The sequence below is a fragment of the Huijunlia imazamoxiresistens genome (assembly GCF_037132455.1).
Classification (GTDB): domain Bacteria; phylum Bacteroidota; class Bacteroidia; order Chitinophagales; family Chitinophagaceae; genus Flavisolibacter; species Flavisolibacter imazamoxiresistens.
Map to the genome: position 1 here is coordinate 1 of NZ_JBBBEI010000011.1, position 23,854 is coordinate 23,854.

The following is a 23,854-nucleotide window of genomic DNA, read 5'->3' on the forward strand; positions in this document are numbered from 1 at the left end:
ATGCCGATAAACTGTTCGGCGGAAATATTGGAGGCGATCAGCGAGGCGCCGATGGCCCACCACGTCAAAGAACCTTCGGCCAAAAAATAGTCCTGCGTGGAAAGGCGGGCCGTTTTCTTTTTGCGGTACACCCACCACCCGTACAGGGCCACGATCAGGAAGTAAACAAGAAATACGACGTAGTCGCTGGTTTGCAGCATTTTCATAAGCAACAATCCTGGTTTAATCGGTTAGAAATTAGGAGCCCGCCAGGGGCCCCGGGATCAGGGGAATTCTAATGCAAACCTAGCCGGCCGCAGGAAGAAAGGAGTTCAAATATTGATGAAATAGGTTCAATTTTTCGGGGGCCTCACCCCCTGCCCCTCTCCGTGTGGAGAGGGGCAGGGGGTGAGGCCCCTACTTCGTCTTTAAATATTCCGAAGGCGACAAATGATATTTTTCCCGGAAGCAGGTACTGAAATATTTCGGGTTGCTGAAGCCCGCCAGGTAGGCCGCTTCGGAGATGTTGCTGCCGCCGGCATCGAGGTATTGCTTGGCACGCTGCAGGCGCATCTCCCGTACAAATTCCACCGGCGTCAGGTTGGTCAGGCTCTTGAACTTTTTGTAAAAGGTCGTACGGCTCATGCCCACCGTTTCCGCCACCGTCTCGATGTTGAATTCCGCGTCGGCCATTTTTTCCTCCACTACCCGGATCACGTCCTTCAAAAAAGCTTCATCCTTTGACGTCACCACGATGGGCTCGGGGCTCAGGGGCACGGTTTTCTTTTTCTCCACCAGCGCTTCAAAAAGGCTTTTCCGCTGGCGCAGCAGGTTGTCGATGCAGGCCAGCAGGAACTCGTTCTCAAAGGGCTTGGTGATGTAGTAGTCGGCCCCGTACTTCAGCCCCTCCACCTGGCTTTCCACGGCATACTTTGCCGACAGCAGCACCACGGGAATATGGCTGGTTTCCCGGTCGTTGCGCACCTTGTCGAGCAACTGGATGCCGTCCATCACGGGCATCATGATATCGCTGACGATCAGGTCGGGCATCAGCTCCCGGGCTTTCTGCCAGCCCTCGGCGCCGTTGGCGGCCGCCTCTACCCGGTAGACCTCGCCCAACTGCCCTTTTAAAAAGGAGCGCAGTTCGTCATTGTCTTCCACCAGCAGCACCATCGGGGTTTCCGCTCCTTTGGGCGCCTCGGCGTACCGGGGCTGCGGCAGCAGCTGCTCGCCGATGGTTTTGCCCGGGACGGGAGCGGCCGGCACCGGCGCCTCCACGAACGTCACCTGGGCAGGGTCGAAATGGTCGCGGCCCAGCGGCAGCTGCACGGATACGGCCAGGCCACCCTGTTCATTATTGGCGGCTTTTATGGTGCCGCCGTGCAGCGCCACCAGCTCCCGGGCCAGCGCCAGGCCGATGCCGGTGCCTTTGAGGTCGGTGCCGGCCCGCTGCTCGCCTTCGTAATAAAGCTCGAAGATCGCCTGCAGCTTGTCCGGCGCCACGCCCGGCCCCTGGTCGCTCACCTCGATCGTGAAATAGTTTTCGCCCGGAACGGGCCGAATGTTTATCGTAATGGTTTTGCCGTCGGGGGTGAACTTAAAGGCATTGCCCAGCAGGTTGTAGAGTACCGTTTCCAGCTTTTCGGCGTCTACCCAGGCCATCAGGCTTTTTTGCTCCGCGCTGATCTGCAGGCGGATCCGCTTGGTGCGGGCCGCCTCGGCAAAGTAGTCGGAGGTCATGCGCACCAGGGTCAGAACGTCCGTATAAGCCACCAGCAGGCGGGCCTTGTCGCTCTGCACCTTGCGCAGGTCGAGCAGCTGGTTGATGAAGCGCACCATGCGGTGGGCGTTCTTGCGCACCACCTCCACCAGGGCCGTTCCTTCGGGCGAGAACTTTTCCTTTCGCGCCAGTTGCTCCAGCGGGTTCAGGATAAGGGTGAGCGGGGTACGCAGCTCGTGGGAGACGTTGGTAAAAAAGCTCATTTTCAGGGCCGCCAGCTTTTGCTCCACGGCGATCTTCTGACGCAGCCCCAGCAGGGTCAGGGTGGTGCGGCGGATGGCGGCGATGAGCAGGCCCGCCACCACCAGGTACAGCAGGTAGGCCCACCAGGTGCGCCAGGGCGGCGGCTCGATGGTGATGGTCAGCCGCCGGTAGGGCGCCTGGCCGTAGAGGTCGGAGCTGAGGCTTTTGACCTCGAATACGTAGTGGCCCGGCGGCAGGTTGGTGTAGGTGGTGCGGCGCTGCTGCTTGTTGTGGTACCAGGTGGTGTCGAAGCCGATCAGGCGGTAGGCCATGGCCTGGCGGTCGCCGGAGCGCTGGTCCAGCAGGGCGTAGTCGATGGTAAGGATATCCTGGTCGTAGCGCAGGGTCAGCTCGGGCAGGTAGTTGATGTTGCCCGTCAAGACGGCCTCCTCCCCTGCCGGGCCGGCCTCTTCGTTGTTGATCTGCAGGGCGGTCAGGGCTATTTTGGCCGGCGGGCGGTGGGTGCCGATGCGGCCGGGATGGAAGGCCAGGTAGCCGCGGCTGGTGCCGAAAACAATGCGGCCGTCGGGACTGCGGCTGCAGGCGGCCTCGGAAAAGCCCACCCGGGGCAGGCCGTCGTAGGCGTCGTAATTCCGAAAAATGGTTTGTTCGGGCTGGAAGCGCGACAGGCCGTTCTCGGTGGCGATCCACAAATGACCGCGGTCGTCCTCGGTGCAGCTGAGCACGTAGTCGTTGGGCAGGCCGTCGCGGGTGGTGTAATTGCGGAAAACCAGCTCTTTCAGGGGCGCGCTGCCCAGGGCCCGGGCCAGGCCGCCGCCCGAAGTGGCCAGCCACATCCGGTTCTTCGCATCGCGGTAAATAAACTGGATATCGCTGTTGCCCAGGCTTTGGCGGTCGCCGGGGACCTTGCTGTAAGGCGCCAGGCGGAGGCCGGCGGGGGAACTGTTGCCGTCCACCACCAGCAGGCCGTCGGTGGTGCCGATCCAGATATTTCCCGAGCCGTCCAGGGCCATGTGGCGGATCTTGCGGAAAGCGTTTTGGGGATAATTTGCAAAAGCGGGGCCCGAATGGACAAACGTAAGGGAGTCGCCCGTGCCGGCAACCAGGTGCAGCCCTTCGTCGAAGGTGCCGACCCAGATGCGCCCCTGCCGGTCTTCCAGCAGGGCATAAATTTCATTGCCCTGCAGGCTGCGGGGATTTTTTTTATCTACTTCAAAATGCGCCAGGCGGTATTTTGTTGCTTCCGCATTGAGGGGCGTGGCCTTGTACAGGCCATGGGCCTTGGTGCCCAGCCAGAGGTTCCCCTGGCGATCCTGCAGGATCGAATACACTTGTCCCGGGCCGCCCTTGGGTTCGTTTACGAACAGGCCGCTGAGGGGCCGGCCGTCCTGGTACACGTAGAGCTTCCCGCTTTTGGCGCCCAGCCACAGGCGTCCCTTGCGGTCATAAGCCAGGCCCCGGATCTCGTTGTCTGCCTTCAGGGCGCCCCGCGCCTCCACCAGCTGCTGGTGGAATGCATCGCCCGGGAAGATCACTTTTACCAGCCCCCGTTCGTCGGTGGTGAGCCAAAGCACACCGGTGGTGTCGTAATACAGGCCGTGGATAACGTTGGAAAACGAGGCGCCGCCGGTAGCCGGCGGCCCGTGAAAGAGGGAGGCCATCGAAGCGGTACCCGTATTATAATACATCAGGCCGCCGCCTTTCATTTTCACCCAAACCAGGCCGTTGTTGTCTTCGAACACCCAGTAGCGGTTGCCGGCGAAATTGTCGGGATTGGTCCATTCGGACACAAATTGCCGGAAGGAGGCAGTGGCGGGATCGTAGCGGACAACGCCCTGGGTTTCGGGCTCCAGCCACAGGGTGCCGGAGCGGTCCTCGTAAATGGAGCGGAGGAGGCCGCCGGAGCGGTAGGCGGCGGTGGTCACCGCCTGGGTGGCCCCATCCACGGTCACCACCTCGCCGGCCATGGTGGTGGCGTACAGGCGGTTGCTTATCCGCGAACGGAACAGGGCGTTGAGGCGGCCCGTGGCAATGGGGCGGCGGGAAAATTTCCCCGAGCGCTTCTCCAGCGTCAGCAGCTGGCCGTCGGCCGTACCGAAATACAGGTAGGCTGCATCGCCAGCCACCACCGTTATTTCGATGCCCGCCGTGAGCTGGGGCTGCGGCTGGCTGCTGGCATAAACGCCGGAAGCCGACCGCACCAGGCAGCAAAGGCCGGCGGAAGTACCTATCCAGATGCGTGTTTCGGATTCCTTATAAAACAGGTTGATGGTATTGGAAGGAAGTCCATAGCCGCCCGGCAGGCCTTTTTTATAATGGGCAAAACGGCCCGGCTTCAGGTCGTCCTGGGGTACGGCATAGAGGCCATCGTCGACCGACTCGAGCCACACCAGGCCATCGCCCGCCGACACGACGCGGCGGAAGGCCACCGGGGTTTTGCCCGGGTTGATGACGGTAGAAAGGGGAATGAATTGTTCGGTTTGCTTGTCGAACCGGTAGATGGCCCGGTCGTAGGCCCGCAGCCAGAGGTGGTTCGACTGGTCCTCCACGATCTGGTCGATCCGGTCGTTGCGCAGCTGCGAGCGGTCGCCGGGAGAAGATTTGTAGGCAACGAAGGAGTGGCCGTCGAAGCGGTTGATGCCGTTCCAGGTGCCGAACCACATAAAGCCTTCCCGGTCCTTGAGCATGGAGGTCACGGCCTCATGCGACAGGCCGTCCTCGGCCGTATAATGCTCGATAATGCATTTGGGCTGGGCCTTCAAAGAAGCCACGGCCAGGAAAAAAGCGGCAAGCAAAAGCAAAAAGCGAAACATAATCGTAGGATATGCGGAAACGGGAAAAACCCGTTCCCGCAAGCAAGTTTAAGAAATTTCGGATTTCAGATTTCGGATTTCGGATCCCCTTGAGCGCAGAAGGAGTCTTTCTCCTTTGAAGGGTTCCGACATCCGAAATCCGACATCCGAAATCTATTGAGCTTTCTCTACCCGGAACCAGTCGAAGTCGGCATAGCCGGCATCGTTGATCTGGCGGTCCCGGGTGCAGAACAGGCCTACCTTGGCGCCGATCCAGCGGCCCACTTCGGCGGTGAACTCCTCCCCTGCCGCGGTAAAGTTATTGCCGTCGGTGCTGTAGCTGAAGCGGCATTTGCCGCCCTTGGTCACCGTCACCCGCAGGTAAACCGTGGCCGTGGCATCGCCTACCTTGGTCAGCAGCTGCTCCGCTTCGGGCTTGCCCTTGTCGGCATCCTTGCCCAGGCCGTAGGCCAGGAAAATGCCGTCCTTCGTCCGCTTCAGCGCCAGGTTGGCATAGCTGAGCCCCATAACGGCCAGGCCCGCTTTTTCGTTTTCGATCTTCGCATTGGGCGTAAAGGTCATCTTCGTAGTGGCCGTAAACTCGGGAGCCATGAACTTCTGCAGCAGCACGTTGGGGGCGTCCCAGAGGTTTTTGGTCTCGCCTGAGGCGAGATCGGGCAGCTTGTCGGAAAACAGGCGCAGGCTGCCTTTGGCGGTGTTCATAAACGACCAGGTGGCTTTGGGGTTGGCCATCCACTGCCATTGCAGGCCCAGGGAGGTGCCGTTGAACTCGTCGCTTTCCGCCGGGGTAGCGATGGGATACACCTTACCGCCCACGTTGGGCTTTTTATAAACCGTCACGGGCTCGCCCTTGCCGTCGCCGTCCTTGTCCACACCGATCACCGGCCAGTCCCCCACCCATTTCATGGGGTTGAGGTGCACGACGCGGCCGTAGGCTTCCTTATCCTGGAAGTGCAGGAACCAGTCCTCGCCGGTGGGGGTGTTTACCCAGGCGCCCTGGTGCGGACCGTTGACGGGCGAAGCGCCCTGGTCCATCACCACCTTGCGCTCGTAGGGACCATAGATATTTTTGGAACGCAGCACCAGCTGCCAGCCCGTGGGCACGCCGCCCGCCGGGGCGAAGATGTAGTAGTAGCCGTTGCGCTTGTAGAACTTGGGGCCCTCCAGGGTGGGATCCAGCTCATGGCCGTCGTAAACGAGTTTGCCTTCATCAATGGTTTTGGTGCCTTCGGCATTCATCTTTTTCACCACCACCACGCTTTTGATGCCGGCGCGGCTGCCCGCATAGGCGTGCACCAGGTAGGCCTGTCCATCGTCATCCCAGAGGGGGCAGGGATCGATCAGGCCCTTGCCGCCTTCCACCAGGATGGGGTCGCTCCACGGACCGGCGGGGTTTTTCGCTTTTACCAGGTAGATGCCGAAATCCGGGTCCGGGTAATAGATCAAAAACTCGCCGTTGCGGTAGCGGATGGAAGGCGCCCACACGCCCTCGCCGTGGCGGGGAAGGGAAAAATGCTCAAAAGGGGGCTGGCGCTTCAGGGCATGGCCGATTAGGGTCCAGTTCACCAGGTCCTTGGAGTGCAGGATCGGCAGGCCGGGTACGTCCTCGAAGGAAGAGGAGGTCAGGTAAAAATCGTCGCCGACGCGGACGGCATCGGGATCGGAATAATCGGCGTCGAGCACCGGGTTTTTATAGGTACCGTTCCCCTGGTCCGACACCCACACTTTGGAGATGTAGGGAGCGGCCGTACGGTTCGGTGTAAAATTTTTGGCGTTGCCGGATTGCGCCCCGGCGGCCCAGCCGATAAAGGCAGACAATGTTAGTAAGGAGATTCGTTTCATGCGCGGTTCAAACCTGTTTGAATAAGTTGATAAAAAAAGGAAGGGGTAGACACCCCTTCCGTGCCCGGTTATGGCCGGGCAATTGCTTGCTATATGAGTGTTTAACGAAAATAAACCGGTGATATCGGGGCACAAACGTAGCCAGAAGCCCGCAGGAAGGGGTTCAAAAATTGATGAAATAGGTTCAATTTCCGTGCGCCCAAATTTTCACCACTGAAAAATCATACTTTATACATTAAATTAATAACCACTTTTATAATCCGCTACTTAACCGCTTCCAGTTGCACCTTCCCCTCCTTCAGCCCTTTGCCGGTGACCGCCAGCTCGATGCTGCCCGGATCGGTGGTGGACTGCACCAGCACCACCAGCTTGCCGCTGAACAGCTTCATGGTGGGCAGGTGGAATGGTTCCAGGGAGGTGGCGTCGCCGTTGCAGGCCGCCCGGTAACTGCCCTTTCCTTTAACGCGGAACTGCAGCTGGTGCGTCGCCGTGGGACAAGGCACTCCATTCTTATCCACCACCGAAACGGTGACGAACGAAAGGTCCTCCCCGTCGGCGCTGATTTTCTGGCGGTCGGGCTGGAGCACAATTTTATAGGGTTGGCCGGCAGTGGTCACCTGTTGCTCCCCGGCCGGCTTGCCGTCCTTGCCGTAGGCTACCACCTTGAGGGTGCCGGGCTGGTACGCTACGTCCATCCACATCAGGCGGTAGCGGTTCTGGTGGGTAGTGGTGTCCTTGCGCTGCACGCCCAGGCTTTTGCCGTTGAGGAACAGCTCGGCGCTGTCGTAGCTGGTGTACACGAAAACCGGCGTGGTCTGTCCTTCCCGGCCGGGCCAGGTCCAGTGGGGCAGCAGGTGCAGGGTGGCGTCCTGCCGGTTCCAGCGGCTGCGGTACAGGTAGAAGCGGTCCTTGGGCAGGCCCGCCAGGTCGCTGATGCCGAAGTACGAGCTGCGCGACGGCCACTGATCATCATAAGGCGTCGGCTCGCCCAGGTAGTCGAAACCCGTCCACACGAACTCCCCGATCACCCAGGGCTTGTCGTCCTGCAGTACAAAGTCGTCATCGGGCAGGTTCGACCAGTTGCAGCACTCCATATCATAGGAGGAACACTGGCCGTCGGGGTACACCTTGTCCTTGGCCTTGACCACGGGGAACTTGTACACCCCGCGGGAGCTGACGGTGGAAGCCGTTTCGGACCCCAGGATAAAGCCCTGGGGAAAGGCCTTGTAGGCTTCTTCGTACAGGTGCACCCGGTAGTTCAGGCCCGGGATGTCGAGCAAGGCGCCGAATCCCGACTGCATGGTGGCTTTCACCTGGTCCATGCCCACGGTCACCGGGCGGGTGGGGTCTTCGCGGTGAAAGAGCTCCTGCAGCCACTTGGCCCGTTTCACGCCTTCCGCTCCCCACTGGTCCGGCACCTCATTGCCCGAGCTCCACATCACGATGCAGGGGTGGTTGCGGGTGGCGTGCACCAGGTTCACCACGTCCTTTTCGGCGTCGGTATTAAAAAAGCGGTTGTAGCCGTTCTTCACTTTGGGACGGGCCCATTCGTCAAAGCTTTCGGCCAGGAACATAAAGCCCATTTCATCGCACAATTCCAGCTGTTCGCGGGAGGGCATGTTGTGCGAGCTGCGGATGGCATCGCAGCCCATATCTTTTAAAATCCGCAGCTGGCGGCGCAGGGCGGCTATGTTGATGGCGGCACCCAGCGGACCGAGGTCGTGGTGCAGGCAGACGCCCTTGAACTTGCGCACCTGGCCGTTCAGGCGAAAGCCTTCGTTGGGCAGGTAGCTGATGGAGCGGATGCCGAAGCGGGTGCGCACCTCGTCGCGGAGGGCGCCACCGGCATACACTTTCGTCACGGCCACGTACAGGTTGGGCGTTTCGGGGCTCCACAGCTGGGGGCGGGCCACCGGCAGGTTCTGCTCGAACTCGCCGGCATAGGCCGTGCGGGCCGTATCGGCGGCCACGGTTTTCCCTTGTGCATCCACGATCTCCGTCACCAGCCGCAGGTGGGCGCCCGACACCTTCGTGCGCACCTTCACCTTGGCCAGCCCGGGGGTCACCAGGGGCGTGGTGATGTAGGTACCCCACTGCTCCACGCTTTCGGGGTTCTTCACCACCAGCCGCACCTTGCGGTACAGGCCGGCGCCGGGGTACCAGCGCGACGACAGCTCGCGGTTGGAAAGGTGCACCGCCAGCAGGTTCTCGCCTTCCGGCACCAGGGCATCCGTCACATCGAAATAGAAATAGTTGTAGCCGTAGTTCCACTCCCCCACTTTCTTCCCGTTCACAAACACTTTCGGTTCGCTCATGGCGCCCTCGAAAACGAGCAGCACTTTCTGTCCCGGCTTATAGTTGGGCAGGCGGAAGCGGTTGCGGTACCAGCCTTCGCCGGTAAAGGGCAGGGCGCCGGTACGGCCGGTTTTTTCAGAAGCCACTTTTTCGTTGTTCTGGACGATGGCTACTACCTGCTTGTCCACTTCCTTGTCAAAGGGGCCGTAGATGGCCCAGTCGTGGGGGATGGAAACCGTTTGCCAGTCCCTGTCGTTAAATTCTTTTTGATAGGCGTCCTCGCCGGGGCCCTTGCGAAACTTCCAGTTGGCCGTCAGTTCGGTTTCCGTGCGGTCCTGGGCGCCGGCAACGAAAACGGAAGCGCACAGCGCCAGGATAAAGCTGATGATCTTTCGGTTCGGCATGCAATTAATATATAGTCTGTAGTAAAATGGGTTTTCGGCGCACGAAGGTAACCGATCGGCCGGTGAAAATGATCCTGGCCGCCCTTGCTTTTCCCTCCGGCCTAGCGCACCAGCAGCACCGTTCCCTTGCGGCTTACGGGTCCGCAGCGGGTGGAGGCGGTGATCAGGTACACATAAACGCCATTCGAGGCTTCCCTGCCGTTGACCGTACCCGTCCAGCACTGGCGGTTGTCGGTGGTATAAAACACCCTTTGTCCCCAGCGGTTGAAGACCGAAAGCGAAAAGCCCGTGGTGGCGCCCCAGAAGGGCACGCCAAAGCAGTCGTTCTTCCCGTCGTTGTTGGGCGTAAAGGCCGTCGGTACCAGGTGACCGTTCGCCGCCTGTTCCGTTCCCACCTTTACCAGGATGCTGTCTTCCGAGGAACAGCCGTTGGCGGCGGTTACCCGTACCCGGTATAGGGTGGTAGCGGCGGGACGGGCCACGGGGTCGGGGACCAGGGCATTACTGAGCGAGGCTGCCGGCGTCCAGGCGTACCGTTGCCCGCCGGTGGCCCGCAGCCGGGCCGTACCCAGCAGGCAGTCGATGTCGTTGGAGCGGGAAAGGGTGACTGCCGGCGGCGCGTGCACCGTCAGCCGCAGCAGGGTCACCAGGGAGTCGCAGCCCGCCGCGCTGCGCACCGTATCGCGGTGCAGGCCGGGGGCATTTACAGCGGCTCCCGAGGGAAGGGTATACCACCCGCCGGCACAAATGGCGGCCGCCCGTTCCTGCACGGAAAGCACGATCAGCCGCAGGTCCACCTCCTGCACCAGGCTGTCGCAGCCGGAGGCATAGCGGACCGTGTCGCGGTACAGGCCCGGGTCCGCTACCACGGGTCCCCAGGGCAGGGTATAGCGCTGGTCCGGGCACATAAAGATGCGGGCGGCCGCAACGATCTTCGGCCGCACCGCCAGGTGCAGGGTGCGGAGGCTGTCGCAGCCGTTGGGCAGGGGAATCGCATCGGTATACGTGCCGCCGGCGGTATAGCCCATAAAGCTTTCTCCCTGGCAGATGGTGGCCGTGTAGGTGGAGAACCGGCGGGCGGAGCCCACTACCACACTGTCGCGGTACGAACAGTTGAACAGGCCCACCTGCAGCCAGTACAGGCCCGGCTGGGCAACCGTGAAATTATCTGCGGCGGAACCGTCCTGCCACTGGTAGGTGGCCGCTCCCCCGGGCTCCCGCAGTACTTGCTGCCGGCCCGGGCACAGCTCGAAATCGGGTCCCAGGAATCCTGCCGGCTGCTCCACCCGCACTTTTTTCAGGACCGTATCGTTCACGCAGGGCTTATAAACGATCAGCCGTACGTCGTAGGTGCCGTAGCCACTGAAGACATGCGTCACTTTTTCGCCCTTTACCACATTGAGGGCGCCGCTGGCCCGGTCGCCAAAATCCCATTTGAGGGAATCCACGTCAAAGGCGTCCGCCACCGCGAAGTCCGTTTCGGTAGTGGCGCAGTTGCGGACCACCGAAAAGTCCCGGATGTTGGTATAGCGGTACAGGCCCATGATCTCTTCGGGGCTGAGGGCGCGGTTGTATACCCGCACCTCGTCGAGGAACCCCTTGAAGTCGGGGTCGTTGGTGCACCAGGCCGACCGGCCGATAAAGTTGTTGCGCCGGGTAACGTTGGCGATGGGATTGCCCCTTTTCTCGGCCACCTTCACGCCGTTCACGTAAATGCGCATGATGTCGTCGTGGATGGTGGCGCAGTAGTATTCGATGCTGCCGTTGGTGATGACGTTGGGCGCCACCAGCCGGCCCACGCTGCGGTTCTGGCTGCCGTTGGCATCGATCCAGCTTTCGAGGGTGAGGTTGTTGCTGTTGCCTTCGCGGCCAAACCAGACCGGCTGCCCGCCGGCCTCGCCGGTTGCGTTGGAGAAGTCGAAAATGCGTTCGTAGTTCTTGATCTCATCGAAGCGGATCCAGGCGCAAACCGTAAAGCCTTCCGACCAGATGGGCCCCAGCTGCGGCAGCCGGATGTATTCGCCGCCGCGCTGGCCGCAGCCGTTGCTGCCCGGGTTCTGATTGAGCAGCAGGCCGTGGTCGCGCATGCCGCGGATGCATTGCGGGCTGCCGGAAACCGTTCCGTCGCGGCCGTTGCCGCTGAGGTCCCTGGCGGTGCAATCGCAGAAGGTGTAGTAGCCCACCAGGCCCTCGGTGGTGTTCTGTGCCCGGCCCGGAAGGCACAGCAGGCAACACAGGCAGAGGAAAAGTACCGTCAAAAAGCGGGAAACAGGCAGGCAGTTCGTTTGGGGCAGCATCGGGAGCAATCGGTTTTCAGGGGTGGCAGAAAACTGTAAAGATAAAAAAAGACCCTTGCAGGAATGCAGGGGTCGTTTGAAGCTGACGTTTGCGGTTAAAAACCAAAAGTAACAGAGGAATGAACAAGCCGAGCAAGGCTAAGGTTACGGTTATGTTACGAAATTATTTTTTCCGAATATATCCTGCCCTCGTTAGCGGGTGGCCAGCAGGGTGGTCACCTCGCCGATATCGATCCGTTGCAGGAACGGCTGCAGCTTCCGCGCCGACGTAAAGCAGCAGATCCTGACCACCTTCCCGCTCTGCCGGTCAAAATGCAGTTCGGCGTAATAGTCGTGCACCCCGTACAGGGCCACGAAGGCCGTCCGGCGCACCAGGAGCACATCGAGGTACACCCCCTGCCGCTCCAGGTACCGGCATTGAAACAGGAAGCTTTTGTTTTTGAGCTGGTGGATCTTTAGCATGTGGCGGCGGTTTTATTCCCGGTGCAGTCCCGGCCAAGGGCGGCGGATCAATAGGTGTCGGGGCGCGGAAAATACAGGTCGTAATTTTCTTCACAAGCCAGGGCAAACGCATCGTCTTCGTCCGAAGGAAGCTGCGGTTGTTCCCGCTCCAGTTGCCCCAGGGCGGCATAGAGTTCACGGATGGCGTCTTTCCCGGTGTAGCGTTTGGCTGGCAGGGGTTTCCTGATAAGGGTTTCCAGTCTGGGTTTCATGGTATTTATTAAATGAATCGTTGATAGCAGCAAAGGAAGCGGCGGCGTATTACCGCAACGTGAAGGGGTGGTTAAGGAATGTTTACGAAAAAGCCCCGTTCAGCCTGAGGCTGAACGGGGCTTTTTTTATAGCGCTGTCGATAAATATCCTATTGCATGCCCTGCATGGCGCCCTGCGTCCCTTCGGCTTCACCCTTGGTGTTCTTGCGCTTGAACAGCGACATGTCCATCTGGCCGAAACGGAAGGAGAAGTTCAGGCGGAACATCGGCACGTCGTTGAGGCGGTGGCGGTCCTGGATAAAGAACGCGCTCTGGCTGTACTGGTCGAACCGGCGGGTGCCGAAGATATCGCTCACGTTAAAGGTGACCGTGGCGGCATTGTTCTTCAAAAAGCTTTTGGACAAGGCCGCGTCCACGCCGTAGTTGGATTTGATATAGCCCTGGGCCGCACTCTGCGCGCCGCCGCCAAACGGACCGCCGCCACCCTGGCCGCCGCTATTCTGGTTCACCGGCAGGTTGGTTCGCGACTGGTAGGTGCCCGACAGCTGCGCCTTGAAGTTCCTGGGCAGCTTGAAGTTGTTGTTCATCTTGGCGAACCAGCTCCACATGGGATCCTGTGAAGCGCCGGCGATGTTGTCGGTATTGATCTTCGAGTTATACACATTGACGTTGGCGTTCATGTCCCACCACTTGGTCAGGGTGTTCTGCGAGGTCAGCTCCGCGCCCACCGAGCGGCTGGAGTTGGCGTTGATGTAGGTGCTCAGGGGCCGCTTGTCGCCCGACGCATCGGTCAGGGTATCGAGGTAGCGGGTGATGAGGTTGGTGGAATACTTGTAATAGACCGACGCCAGGAGGGTATTGCCCGGTTTGAGGGTCTTCGCATACGAGGCCTCCAGCGAGTTGGTGAATTCGGGCTTCAGGCCGGCATTGCCCTGGCTCCAGTTCAGCTGGTCGGTGGAGTCGATAAAGGGGATCACCTGCATGAAGAAGGGCCGGTTGATGCGCCGGGTATAGCTCAACTGCACCTCCTGCTGGTCCTGCAGCTTCTGGCTCAGGAAGATGGAGGGGAACAGGCTGATGGGATACTTGTTGGTAAAGGTCTGCTTCGTATCGGTCAGCTCGCCCTGGTAGTCCGAGCTTTCGGCCCGCAGCCCCACTTTATAGCCGAAGTTCTTGATGGTATTGCCAAAGGACAGGTAGGCGGCGTACACGTTGTCGGTGTTGCTATAATTGCTGGAAGCCGAGGCTTTGGGCTCGAACTGGCCGGTGGCCGCATTGTAAAAATAGTTGCCCTGGCTGTTTTCCTGGGTACGCAGCTGCGCCCGGGCGCCGGCCTCGAGCTTGGCGGACCCTTTCAGGGGGGTGACGTAATCGGTTTGCAGCGTCAGGAAGCTGTTGGTACCGTTGCCGAGGATCTGCTGGCGGATGTTGCCGGTCTGGGCGCCGCCCTTGCCGGCAAAGATGTCGGTCAGGTAGAGGGCGTTGCTTTCGTTGGTGCCGCTGAAGTAGTTCACGTCGGCGGTCAGCTCCTGCCCTTGTTTGGGAAAGAGGTATTTCATGCCGCCCTGGAAGCCGTAGGCGTTGAATTCGCGCTCGTTGCGGGCATTGCGTTCGCTGTAGCTGATATAAGGTCCGTTTTCATACGAGCTGTCGGTGTTCAGGTAGTCGGTAGGCTTGAAGCTGCCGTGCACCCGTACCGCGCCCAGCGAGATGGTGGTGCGGTTGGTGGCGAAATAGTCCACGCCCACGCGGCCGAAGATAAAGCCGCCGTTGTTGCGGGTGCGGCTGTCCTGGGCTACCAGCATGTTGGGGTTGGTCAGCAGGTTGCGGATGTCGGTGGAACCGGTGCTGCGGTTCCGCATCTGGTTGGCGAAAGAGTTCACGGTAAAGTTGAACTTGTTCTGCCGCAGGCTGAAGCTGCCACCGCCGTTGACGCCGCCGCGCTTGTCCACGCCGGCAGTGATATTGCCGTTGTAGCCGGTCTTTTTGTTCTTTTTCAGAATAATGTTCAGGATACCGGCATTGCCCCCGGAGGCGTCGTATTTGGCCGAGGGGTTGGTGATCACCTCCACGCTTTCGATGGCGTCGGCCGGGATCTGGTCGAGCGTCAGGGTAGTGGGGCGCCCGTCGATATAGAGCTGGGGCGAGGCGTTGCGCAGGGTGACGTTGCCGTCGATGTCCACGTTCACCGAGGGCACGTTCTTCATCACGTCCACGGCGGTACCGCCGGCGCTGACGATGTTCTGGTCCACGTTGAACACCTTTTTGTCAATATCCATGCGCATCCGGGTCGAGGAGGCGGTCACCACCACGCCGGCCAGCTGCTGCACATCGTTTTTAAGGGTGAGCTTGCCCAGGTCCTTTTCGAAGGAGGGCATGGCGCCTGCAGCGGGAGCGCCCGTTGTGGGAGCGCCGCCTGCCGGCCGCTGGGGCTGGAAGGAGACGGTCTGGTCGAGGGCCTGGTAGCCGGTGGCGGAGGCCTTTACTTTGAGGGCGCCGCGGATGGGCAGGTCTTCGATGTTGAAGTCGCCGTTGGACTGGGTGGTCACGCCTTTGAGCAGCACGTCCTTCATCTTGCGGGTGGCGGAGTCCAGCCGGCTCTGCAGCACCACGATGGAGGCGTCGCGGATGCCCTTGCCGGCGCTGTCCACGAGCTTGCCGTAGATGCGGCCGATGGAGGGCGCCGCCTGCATTTTGACGCCGGCGGGAGGGCCGCCGGGGGTTTGCGCCTGCAGGCCCTGTGCGGCGGTAAAAAGGGAGAGTACCAGTAAGAATTTCTTCATATAAGGGTGTTTGTACGTTCGAATAAGGCGCAAAACTAACCCGGCAGGGAATGAGGCCGGTGGTGAAGTAGACGAAGAACAAAAATGTGGCGACAAAAGGCGGAAGGAAAGGATTATAGGAAAGACCTCACCCCGGCCCCCGCAAGCGGGGGCCGGGGTGAGGTCTTTACCTCCTGTTGGCAAAAGCTTCCAGGGCTTCCTTGTAGTTCTCCCCTACCGGCAGCTCCATGTCGCCGACAAACACCCGGTTCTTTCGGATGGCGGTGATGGCCGCCTTGGAAACGATAAAGGATTTGTGGACGCGCAAAAAGGCCGAAGGCGGCAACAGCTCCTCCATGCCCTTCATGCTCATGCGGGTGAGCACCGGCCGCGTAGCGCTTTTGAGGTGGATCTTGATGTAATCCTTCAACCCCTCGATCCAAAGAATATCCGAAAGCACCAACTTCAGCAGGCTGTATTCGACATTGACGAAAATATAATCGGGGACAGCGCCCTCGCCGGCGGCCTTACTCCGGTCTTTCAGGTCAAACAGCTCTTTGGCCTTGTTGCAGGCCTGGATGAAACGGGCCAGGTCCACCGGCTTGACCAGGTAATCCACCACGCTCAGCTCGAAGCCTTCGAGGGCATACTTGCCATAAGCCGTCACCAGGATGAACATCGGTTTGTGCGGCAGGCTGCGGATGAACTGCAGGCCCGTCAGGCCGGGCATCTGGATGTCGAGGAATACGAGGTCCACCGGTTGCTCCTGCAAAAATCTCATGGCCTCGAGGGGATTGGAAAACCCTCCCAGCAGTTGCAAAAAAGGAACCTGGCGGATGTTGTCCTCCAGCAGCTCAAGCGCTAAAGGCTCGTCGTCAATGGCAATACAGCGGATCATGGCACCAATACGATTTGAAGTGAAACGATGAACCACATGCCCTGCCGCGTCAGCAGCAGGCTGTGGTTTTGTCCGTAGAGCAAAGCTAGCCTTCTTTGCACGTTGACCAGGCCGATACCGGAAGCGCTGTCCTTTATTTCCGTGGCGCCGGCCAGGAACTTGTTACGCACCGAAAACGTCAGCACGTTGTTTTCCGCTCGCAGCTCTATTTTGATCTCGGCATCCTCGATGAGGCCGGTGCCGTGCTTGAAGGCGTTCTCCACGAAGGGAATCAGCAGCATAGGCTCTATTTCGTACGAGCGGTCGATCTGGTCCATGGAGGTGCGTACCGTTACGTTCTGGCCAAAGCGCAGCTGCTGCAGGTCGATATAGCTTTGGAGGTATTCGATCTCTTTTTCCAGCGGCACCCTTTCGCCCGCCTCGTACAGCATGTAGCGCAGCAGGGCCGACAGCTGGATGAGCGAAGGCTCGAGGCGGTCCGACTTTTTGCGGGCCAGCGCCACCATGTTGTTGAGGATGTTGAAGAGGAAGTGCGGGCTTACCTGCGAACGCAGCAGCGACAGCTCGGTTTTGAGGGTCTCGGTTTCCCGCTCCTGCTCCCGTCGTTCGGCCTCCAGGCGGTCGCGGATCATGCGGTAGGCCGTGCTGGCCACAAGGATAAACAGGATAGATACAAAGTTGAAGGAAAAAAAGTTCCGCACCTGGAAGGGCATCCCCTCGGTAAACAGGGTAAACAGCCCCCAGTCGACCGTAAACAGCAGGGCGAACAGTGCCAGCAGGAAGAGCGCCAGGGCCCACCAGTTTTTCCGGTACACAAAGGCCGGCACCACCCGGTTCGCCGTGAGGTAAAACAAGCCGACCCACAAGAGGCGGTTGATGACGAATAAAGCGCCCAGTCCCCGGGAGTTCTGCTCGATCAGCTGGTGGGAAACCTGGAAGGTGGGCCGCAGGAAGAACGGCAGCGCAAACACCACTACCCAGAAGCAGGCATGCACCGCCACCAGGGCCCCTTTGCGGGTATATCCGGTCCATTTCATAACGGCAAATGTACCCGGGAAGCCACAACCCCAATGCCGGTTTGCGACCAACGCCACTTTTGTGTATAGGTAGCGGCCGGCAGCCTCCTGCCCTGCTCCTCCATTTTTTTGCCTTTATATTTTTTTTATTGACAAATATGCCGCTATATTTGTCCACATAATTAGTAGACTAATAACATCTACGGCTCCCGGGAAGTGCTGTTAACCGCCGGCAATGCTCCCGATCGAATCCCTAATAAAGTTGTAACCATGCACGCGAATACGCATTTTATTCCTGTAGACCAGGCGGTGGAATTTTCTTTTCGATCCTCCATCAATTTTTACTGTTAACGTTCCTGCCGATTGTTTGCCGGTACACAAAACTATTGTGGTGCGTTCGCCTGTCCCTAGGTGAAAAGCAACTGCAAAAGGCTCTGTTTTGGTCCTGTGTAACAGCCATCCCTAACTGCTCCCTGTACGTCGGCGGTTGACAAGCAGGTGCAGCAGTTAGCGGCTGTTGCCTTTTAAGGAATTCGTTAATTGGTTAATTAGGCCTTGCACTCAGGGTCTTCCCTCCTGATTCCCAATTAACTAATTAACCCATTCCAATCCCCCCTCCTCTTTTTTTTACCTGAATCATCATCTTCAAAATAGCTAGCAACCATGAACTGGTGGAAACCTTTTAGAATCCTTGTTCCGGCGCTTTGCCTGTCCGCGCTGGCCGTGGCCCCGGCTTATGGGCAGTACAGTCCGCTAAGACCCTTTACGGGAAAGATCGGCAAAACCCTGGAAGAGACCGAACAGGCCTGGCCCGAGCGGGTAAAAGCCCCGGCCGGCGCCCCCAACGTGGTATGGGTGCTGCTCGACGACGTGGGCTTCGGCGCCTCCTCGGCCTTCGGCGGGCTGGTACAAACCCCTGCCTTCGACGCCTTGGCAGCCGGGGGCCTGCGCTACAACAACTTCCATACGACCGGCATCTGCTCCCCCACCCGGGCCGCCCTGCTCACCGGCCGCAACCACCACAGCGTGGGCATGGGCCACCATGCCGAACTGGGCATCGGCACCCCCGGCTACAACGGCGACATCCCCTTCGAGGCGGGCACCATTGCCGAAATCTTTAAAGAGAACGGCTACAACACCTTCGCCCTGGGCAAATGGCACGGCAACGCCCCCAAGGACCTGACCGTAGCCGGCCCCTACAACCGCTGGCCCACCGGCCGCGGCTTCGAACACTTCTACGGCTTCCTGGGTGGCGCCACCGACCAGTGGCACCCCCAGCTGGTGGAAGAAACCAACCCCATAGACATCGAGCCCAACACCAAACACCTCAACGAGCTGCTGGCCGACAAGGCCATCTCCTATATCGCCAACCAGAAATCCGCGGACCCCGACAAACCGTTCTTCCTGTACCTGGCGCCCGGCGCCACCCATGCCCCCCACCACGTGGCCAAAGAATGGAGCGATAAGTACAAAGGCAAATTCGACGGCGGCTGGGAACAGTACCGCGAAGACGTCTTCAAGCGCCAGCAGGCCCTGGGGCTGGTGCCCAAAGGCACGCAGCTGCCGCCCCTGCAAAACGGGCTGAAGCCCTGGAACGCGCTGTCGGCGGACGAGAAAAAAGTGTTTGCCCGCTTCATGGAAGTGTATGCCGGCTTTTTGTCGTATACCGACTACCAGGTGGGCCGGGTATTCGACTACCTGCGCCAGATCGGCCAGTTCGACAATACCCTGGTGTTCGTGATCATCGGCGACAACGGCGGCAGCAAGGAAGGCTCCTATACCGGCAACGACGGCAACGGCGAACAGGTGCAGGGCCAGGACATCGCCCACCTGCTGAAGAACTACGACAAGATCGGCACCGAATACACCTCGCCCAACTATCCCCTGGGCTGGTCGCAGGCCATGAACACGCCCTTCCGTTATTGGAAAAGCGACGTGAATTCCGAAGGCGCCACCCACAACCCGCTGATCGTTTCTTACGGCAGTACGATAAAAGACAGGGGAACCCTGCGCAGCCAGTACCACCACGTGACCGACGTGCTGCCCACGACCATCGAGCTGACCGGCATTACCGTGCCGCAGCAGATCAACGGCTACCCGCAACTGCCGATCCACGGCACTTCCTTTGCCTATTCCATCGCCGACCCCAAGGCGCCTACCCGCCACAACCAGCAGTACTTCGAGCTGCACGGCGGCCGTGCCATCTACAAGGACGGCTGGAAGGCCGAGGTGTACCACCCCCGGAACATCTTTGGCGAGTCGGGCATCCGGGACGTGCATTTTACCGCCGACTTCAGCAAGGACAAATGGGAGCTGTACCACCTCGACGAGGACTGGACCGAGACCACCGACCTGGCGGCCCAAAACCCGCAAAAGCTGGAAGAACTGAAGGCCCTGTTCGACAGCGAGGCCAAAAAATACAACGTGTACCCGCTGAAGAACTACCGGGCAGGCGTACCCGCTCCCGTGCTGGTGCCGAAGCGCACGATTTATGCCGGCACCACCATTCCCACCAAGGTGGTCATCGGCAAAGGACCGGTTACTATAACCGCCGAAGTGGAAATAAAAGACCGTAAGGCCGGGGGCGTCGTCTTCGCCAACGGCGGCCTGGGCGGCGGCTCCAGCCTGTACGTGAAGGACGGCAAGCTGCACTACAGCCTGAACAGCGGTGAAGAAGAGACCACCCTGTCGGCCGCCGTCCACCTGGCGCCCGGCAAGCACAGCCTCCGGGTGGAATACGGCGCTTCCGGCACCGTCGGCCTGTTTGCCGACAACCGGAAACTGGTCGAAAAAGGGATAAAAGAGCGGAATCGCTACCTGGGCTCGGCTGCTTCCCAGGGCATCAGCGTGGGCAGGGACCTCAACTCGCCCGTCACCAAGGCGTATGCGGGCACCTTCCCCTTTACCGGCCTGGTAAACACGGTAGTGATCGATCAATAACCATCAAACGAAAAACAACATGAATACCAGCAAAAACAAATACCGGCTCACCGGCCTGCTCTTATCGGGCGGCCTGTGGGCTTCCGCACAGAACGTGGCGGACAAAGCGATCTTCAACGGCGACCAACTGTTTTCCACGGTAAAAACCTACGTGGCCAAAGGCGAACACCGCACCGGCACGCCGGGCGACTTTGCCACCTCGGCCTGGCTGGCCGATGAACTGAAGCAGGCCGGCTATACCGTCCGCTACCACGAATTCCCCCTGAAGCAGTTTTTTTTGGAAAAGGCCGCTGTCACCGAAGGAAGCCATGCCTATGACGCCTTTCCGCTTTGGTACGTCAGCGAAACCATTCCGTCCGAAGTAACCGGCGTCGTCACGACCGAAGGCGAAGACGTAAAGGGCAAGGTCGTGCTGCTGCGCTTTAGCGGGCAGGGCGGGCAGACCGAAAAAGAAACGGCGCAAAAGCTCCGGGAGCTGGTGGACAAAGGCGCCAAAGCCATCATCGGCTATTCGGAAAACAAGGTCGGCGAGATCGTGGCGTATAATGCGCCCAAGGTGCCCCAACCCTGGAAGGTGCCGGTGGTGGTGGTGGCGCCGGCCACCGCCAAAGCCCTGGCCGCCCGCAAGGGACAACAGGTGCGGGTATCGGTAAAGGGAACTTTTAAAGAAATCACGGCCCGCAACGTGTACGGCACCATCGGCAACGGAAAGGAATACGTGGTGGTGTCCACCCCTATCAGCGGCTGGTTTGGCTGCGGCGGGGAACGGGGACCGGGACTGGCCGCCTGGTTGGCGCTGGCGCAATGGGCCGCCGCCTCCAAACTGCCCTACACCTTCGTCTTTACCGGCAATTCCGGCCATGAGCTGGGCGGCCTCGGCGCCCATGCGTTCCTGGACCACGGGGCGCCGCCGGTGGAAAAGACGAAACTGTGGATCCACCTCGGTGCTGCCATCGCCACCCTATCGTACCACGCCACGCCCTCCGGGCTGGCAGCCGACAACAAGGTGGACGACCAGCGCAACTTTTATTACAGCAGCTCGGTACAAAAATCCTTTACTGCGGCCTTTGCCCCGGTGCCCGGCCTGAAGTTCGACACAAAGCAACGCGCCGGCGGGGAACTGGTGTACGTGATCGACAAGGGTTATCCCAACGTAGCCGGCGCCGCCTACTCCCATCCCTACTTCCATACGAAAGGAGACACCCCTGCCACCACCTCCCCTGCCCTGCTGCAGGAAGTGTCGCTGGCCTTTAAAACCTTTTTGGAAAACGAGCTGGCCCCGCGGCAGGTAGCGCAACACTAATGCTGTAATCTTTTCGGTATGACTTCCAGGAGAAATTTTATGAAAACATCGCTGGCCGCCCTGTCGCCGGTGGCGGCGGCGGTGCTGCCCGCCACGGTAGTGGCCGCGAAAAACAGGGAGGAGCTTTTTTCCCCGGGGAAGGGCGCCCCTGCGCTGAAGATCACCGGCATCGACGTGCACGTGGTGCAGGTGAACCAGCGCGGCAACTGGGTGCTCATTGAGCTGAAAACCAATAAAGGCCTTACCGGCCTGGGGGAAGCTTCCCAGGGATCGGCCGGCACTTCGGCAGAAGGGCAGGCCGCCATCCGCAGCGAGCTGGCGGCCTTTTTCGAACTGGTGCGGGACCAGTCGCCCTTCGACATCGAAAAATACCGGCAGAAAGGGTGGCACCGCGCCCGTGCCTCCCGGCTGGCGCATACCGCCTTCAGCGGCATCGAGCAGGCCCTGTGGGACCTGAAGGGCAAGGCCCTGGGCGTACCCGTGTACCAGCTTTTGGGCGGTAAGGTGCGGGACTCGATCCGCACATACGCCAACATCAACCGCGCCACCAACGTCAAAGACGCCAACGGCCGCCGCCCCGTAGCGGCCTTTCGGGAAAACGCCGAAAAGGCCGTGCAGCGCGGCTTCCGGGCCATCAAGATGGCGCCCTTCGACGAGATGAAGGCGCTGGACCAGTCGGAGGAAAGCCGGGTGCAGGCCGATATCGACCATGCCCTGAGCTGCATTGAAGGCGTGCGCCAAACTATCGGCGAGGGCGTGGAGCTGCTGGTGGACGTGCACAGCCACCTCGACCAGCCCCTGGGTATGGAAACCGCCCGGAGGGTGGCTCCCTACCGCCTGTTCTGGCTGGAAGAGCCGGTCAATCCCGAAAAGTTCGTGGCGGTGACCCGGGCCATTAAAGAGGTGGGCGGCCAGCCCCTGGCCGGCGGCGAATCCATTTTCGGACGCGAAGGGTTTGCGCCCCTGGTGCAGGCCGGCGCCCTGGACATCGTGATGCCCGACGTGAAGCATTGCGGCGGCATCCTGGAGCTGACCTACATCGCCGCCCTGGCGGGGACCGCCGGGCTGCAGGTGGCGCCCCACAATCCCAGCGGCCCCGTGGCCACGGCGGCCAGTGCGGCCGTCTGCGCCGGCCTTTCCAATTTTTCCATCCTGGAGTATGCCTTCGGGGAAGTGCCCTGGAGCCCCGAGCTGGTGCTGCCCTTCGAACAATTCGTCAACGGCGAGATCCCCGTCTCCGACCTCCCCGGTCTCGGCATTGAATTGAACCGCCAGGTTTTAAAAAAGCATGTGCTATAGAGATACAGAATGGATATCACAAACGGCTCCGTAGGAGCCCCCTGTTTATAGAATCACCCCGATAAAGGAACATCGCTCCGAAGGAGCGCCCTGTGCAACAAGGCGGCTTTTTTAACGATTAGGACATTGCTCCCCTTCACAGGGGGCTCCTACGGAGCCCGGTTGTTTCTGCAGCTAGTTCTATAAACAGGATGCTTCCCGCTGAGCAGGACAGGCTCTACGGAGCACATAAGCTTTACACCCTTATTCCCAAATTCAAAACATTATGCGCCTTCACATCATTCGAAAAACGATAGCTCCCTTTCTTTTTCTTTTCCTGTCCGGCGCAGCGGCCCGGGCGCAGGAAAAGGTTTCCTTTCAACGATTCAGTAACAATCCCATTATCAGCCCCGCCCTGGTGGGTGGCACCGAAGGCGAGAACATCAACGGACCGTCCCTGCTGAAGGTGCCCGACTGGGTGCCCAACCGCCTGGGTAAATATTATTTGTACTTCGCCCACCACAAAGGCAAATACATTCGCCTGGCTTATGCCGACGACCTTAAAGGCCCCTGGAAGATCTACCAGCCCGGCACCCTGCAACTGAAGGATTGCGCCCCCTGCGCCGACGGACTCCCCCGCTCGGGCAACAGCGTCAAACACGAGGGCGCCGAAACGGGCGACGACGGGGTGACGCACGTGGCCTCCCCCGACGTGCTCGTCGACAAGGCCAACAAACAGCTGGTGCTGTACTTCCACTGCCCGCTGGAAAAAGGAAGCTACAAAGGCCAGTATTCCTTCCGGGCCACTTCCAAAGACGGCCTGCACTTCACCGCCGACACCACCGTGCTGGGCTACTCCTACTTCCGCGTATTTCCCTACAAAGGCCAGTACTACTCCCTGTCCCGGGCCGGCCTGCTGGCACGCTCACCCGATGGCATAACCGCTTTTGAAGAAGGACACAACCCCTTTTCCAACATCCAGAACAAGAATAATTACCTGCGGCATGCCGCCGTGCACCTTTCCGGCGACACCCTCTACGTGTTTTACAGCCGCATCGGCGACGCCCCCGAACGCATCGTGGTCTCCAAAATCCCTCTGAACGGCGACTGGACCACCTGGACCGCCACCGCCCCCGTGGACGTAGTGCGCCCGGAAAAGGAATATGAAGGCGGCAACCTGCCGGTAGCCGCCTCCCAACCCGGTTTGTACTACGGCAACGTGCGCCAGCTGCGCGACCCCTACTTGTACGAAGAAAGCGGCAGACTGTACCTGCTGTATTCCGTGGCAGGCGAGGCGGGCATCGCCATCGGCGAGGTAAAACTGAAGTAA

The 23,854-nt window shown here is 60.1% G+C and carries 14 protein-coding genes; 4 read left to right on the forward strand and 10 right to left on the reverse strand.

Annotation, left to right across the window (positions count from 1 at the left end; translation table 11 throughout):
* The 10 genes from V9K67_RS14350 to V9K67_RS14395 form a co-directional block, all read right to left on the reverse strand.
* Window positions 1–206 (reverse strand): sodium:solute symporter family transporter (locus V9K67_RS14350; protein WP_414696772.1); only part of this gene is annotated, 206 nt, incomplete at its 3' end.
* A gap of 190 nt (window positions 207–396) precedes the next feature.
* On the reverse strand, window positions 397–4,776 hold the full coding sequence (locus V9K67_RS14355) for a two-component regulator propeller domain-containing protein (RefSeq protein ID WP_336723570.1): 4,380 nt from the start codon (window positions 4,774–4,776) through the stop codon (window positions 397–399).
* Window positions 4,777–4,929: 153 nt separating this feature from the next.
* Window positions 4,930–6,618: a glycoside hydrolase family 43 protein gene (locus V9K67_RS14360; protein WP_336723572.1), complete on the reverse strand. Its 1,689-nt coding sequence runs from the start codon at window positions 6,616–6,618 to the stop codon at window positions 4,930–4,932.
* A 263-nt stretch (window positions 6,619–6,881) separates the two neighbouring features.
* The gene (locus V9K67_RS14365; protein WP_336723573.1) at window positions 6,882–9,317 is read right to left on the reverse strand and encodes a DUF4982 domain-containing protein; all 2,436 of its coding nucleotides are present in this window, start codon (window positions 9,315–9,317) and stop codon (window positions 6,882–6,884) included.
* A gap of 101 nt (window positions 9,318–9,418) precedes the next feature.
* Window positions 9,419–11,614 (reverse strand): LamG-like jellyroll fold domain-containing protein, encoded by a 2,196-nt coding sequence (locus tag V9K67_RS14370; protein WP_336723575.1) that lies wholly within the window; start codon window positions 11,612–11,614, stop codon window positions 9,419–9,421.
* A 192-nt stretch (window positions 11,615–11,806) separates the two neighbouring features.
* Entirely contained in the window at window positions 11,807–12,076 is a 270-nt protein-coding gene (locus V9K67_RS14375) for a hypothetical protein (protein ID WP_336723577.1), read from the reverse strand.
* 47 nt (window positions 12,077–12,123) lie between these two features.
* Window positions 12,124–12,327 (reverse strand): hypothetical protein, encoded by a 204-nt coding sequence (locus V9K67_RS14380; protein ID WP_336723578.1) that lies wholly within the window; start codon window positions 12,325–12,327, stop codon window positions 12,124–12,126.
* 149 nt (window positions 12,328–12,476) lie between these two features.
* The gene (locus tag V9K67_RS14385) at window positions 12,477–15,110 is read right to left on the reverse strand and encodes an outer membrane beta-barrel protein (RefSeq protein ID WP_336723579.1); all 2,634 of its coding nucleotides are present in this window, start codon (window positions 15,108–15,110) and stop codon (window positions 12,477–12,479) included.
* Between the two features lie 166 nt (window positions 15,111–15,276).
* A complete protein-coding gene (locus V9K67_RS14390; RefSeq protein WP_336723581.1) occupies window positions 15,277–15,987 on the reverse strand; it encodes a LytR/AlgR family response regulator transcription factor in 711 nt (236 codons plus the stop codon).
* Window positions 15,984–17,024 (reverse strand): sensor histidine kinase, encoded by a 1,041-nt coding sequence (locus tag V9K67_RS14395; RefSeq protein ID WP_336723583.1) that lies wholly within the window; start codon window positions 17,022–17,024, stop codon window positions 15,984–15,986. The genes V9K67_RS14390 and V9K67_RS14395 overlap by 4 nt, the downstream gene beginning before the upstream one ends.
* Before the next feature lie 642 nt (window positions 17,025–17,666).
* Here V9K67_RS14395 and V9K67_RS14400 point away from each other — a divergent pair.
* From V9K67_RS14400 to V9K67_RS14415, 4 genes are all read left to right on the forward strand, one after another.
* On the forward strand, window positions 17,667–19,943 hold the full coding sequence (locus V9K67_RS14400) for an arylsulfatase (protein WP_336723585.1): 2,277 nt from the start codon (window positions 17,667–17,669) through the stop codon (window positions 19,941–19,943).
* Between the two features lie 19 nt (window positions 19,944–19,962).
* Window positions 19,963–21,246 (forward strand): PA domain-containing protein, encoded by a 1,284-nt coding sequence (locus tag V9K67_RS14405; protein ID WP_336723587.1) that lies wholly within the window; start codon window positions 19,963–19,965, stop codon window positions 21,244–21,246.
* A gap of 39 nt (window positions 21,247–21,285) precedes the next feature.
* Window positions 21,286–22,545 carry a mandelate racemase/muconate lactonizing enzyme family protein gene (locus V9K67_RS14410; protein WP_336723588.1) on the forward strand — a complete coding sequence of 420 codons (1,260 nt, stop codon included), beginning with the start codon at window positions 21,286–21,288 and terminating at the stop codon, window positions 22,543–22,545.
* Between the two features lie 265 nt (window positions 22,546–22,810).
* Window positions 22,811–23,854 carry a glycoside hydrolase family protein gene (locus V9K67_RS14415; RefSeq protein ID WP_336723590.1) on the forward strand — a complete coding sequence of 348 codons (1,044 nt, stop codon included), beginning with the start codon at window positions 22,811–22,813 and terminating at the stop codon, window positions 23,852–23,854.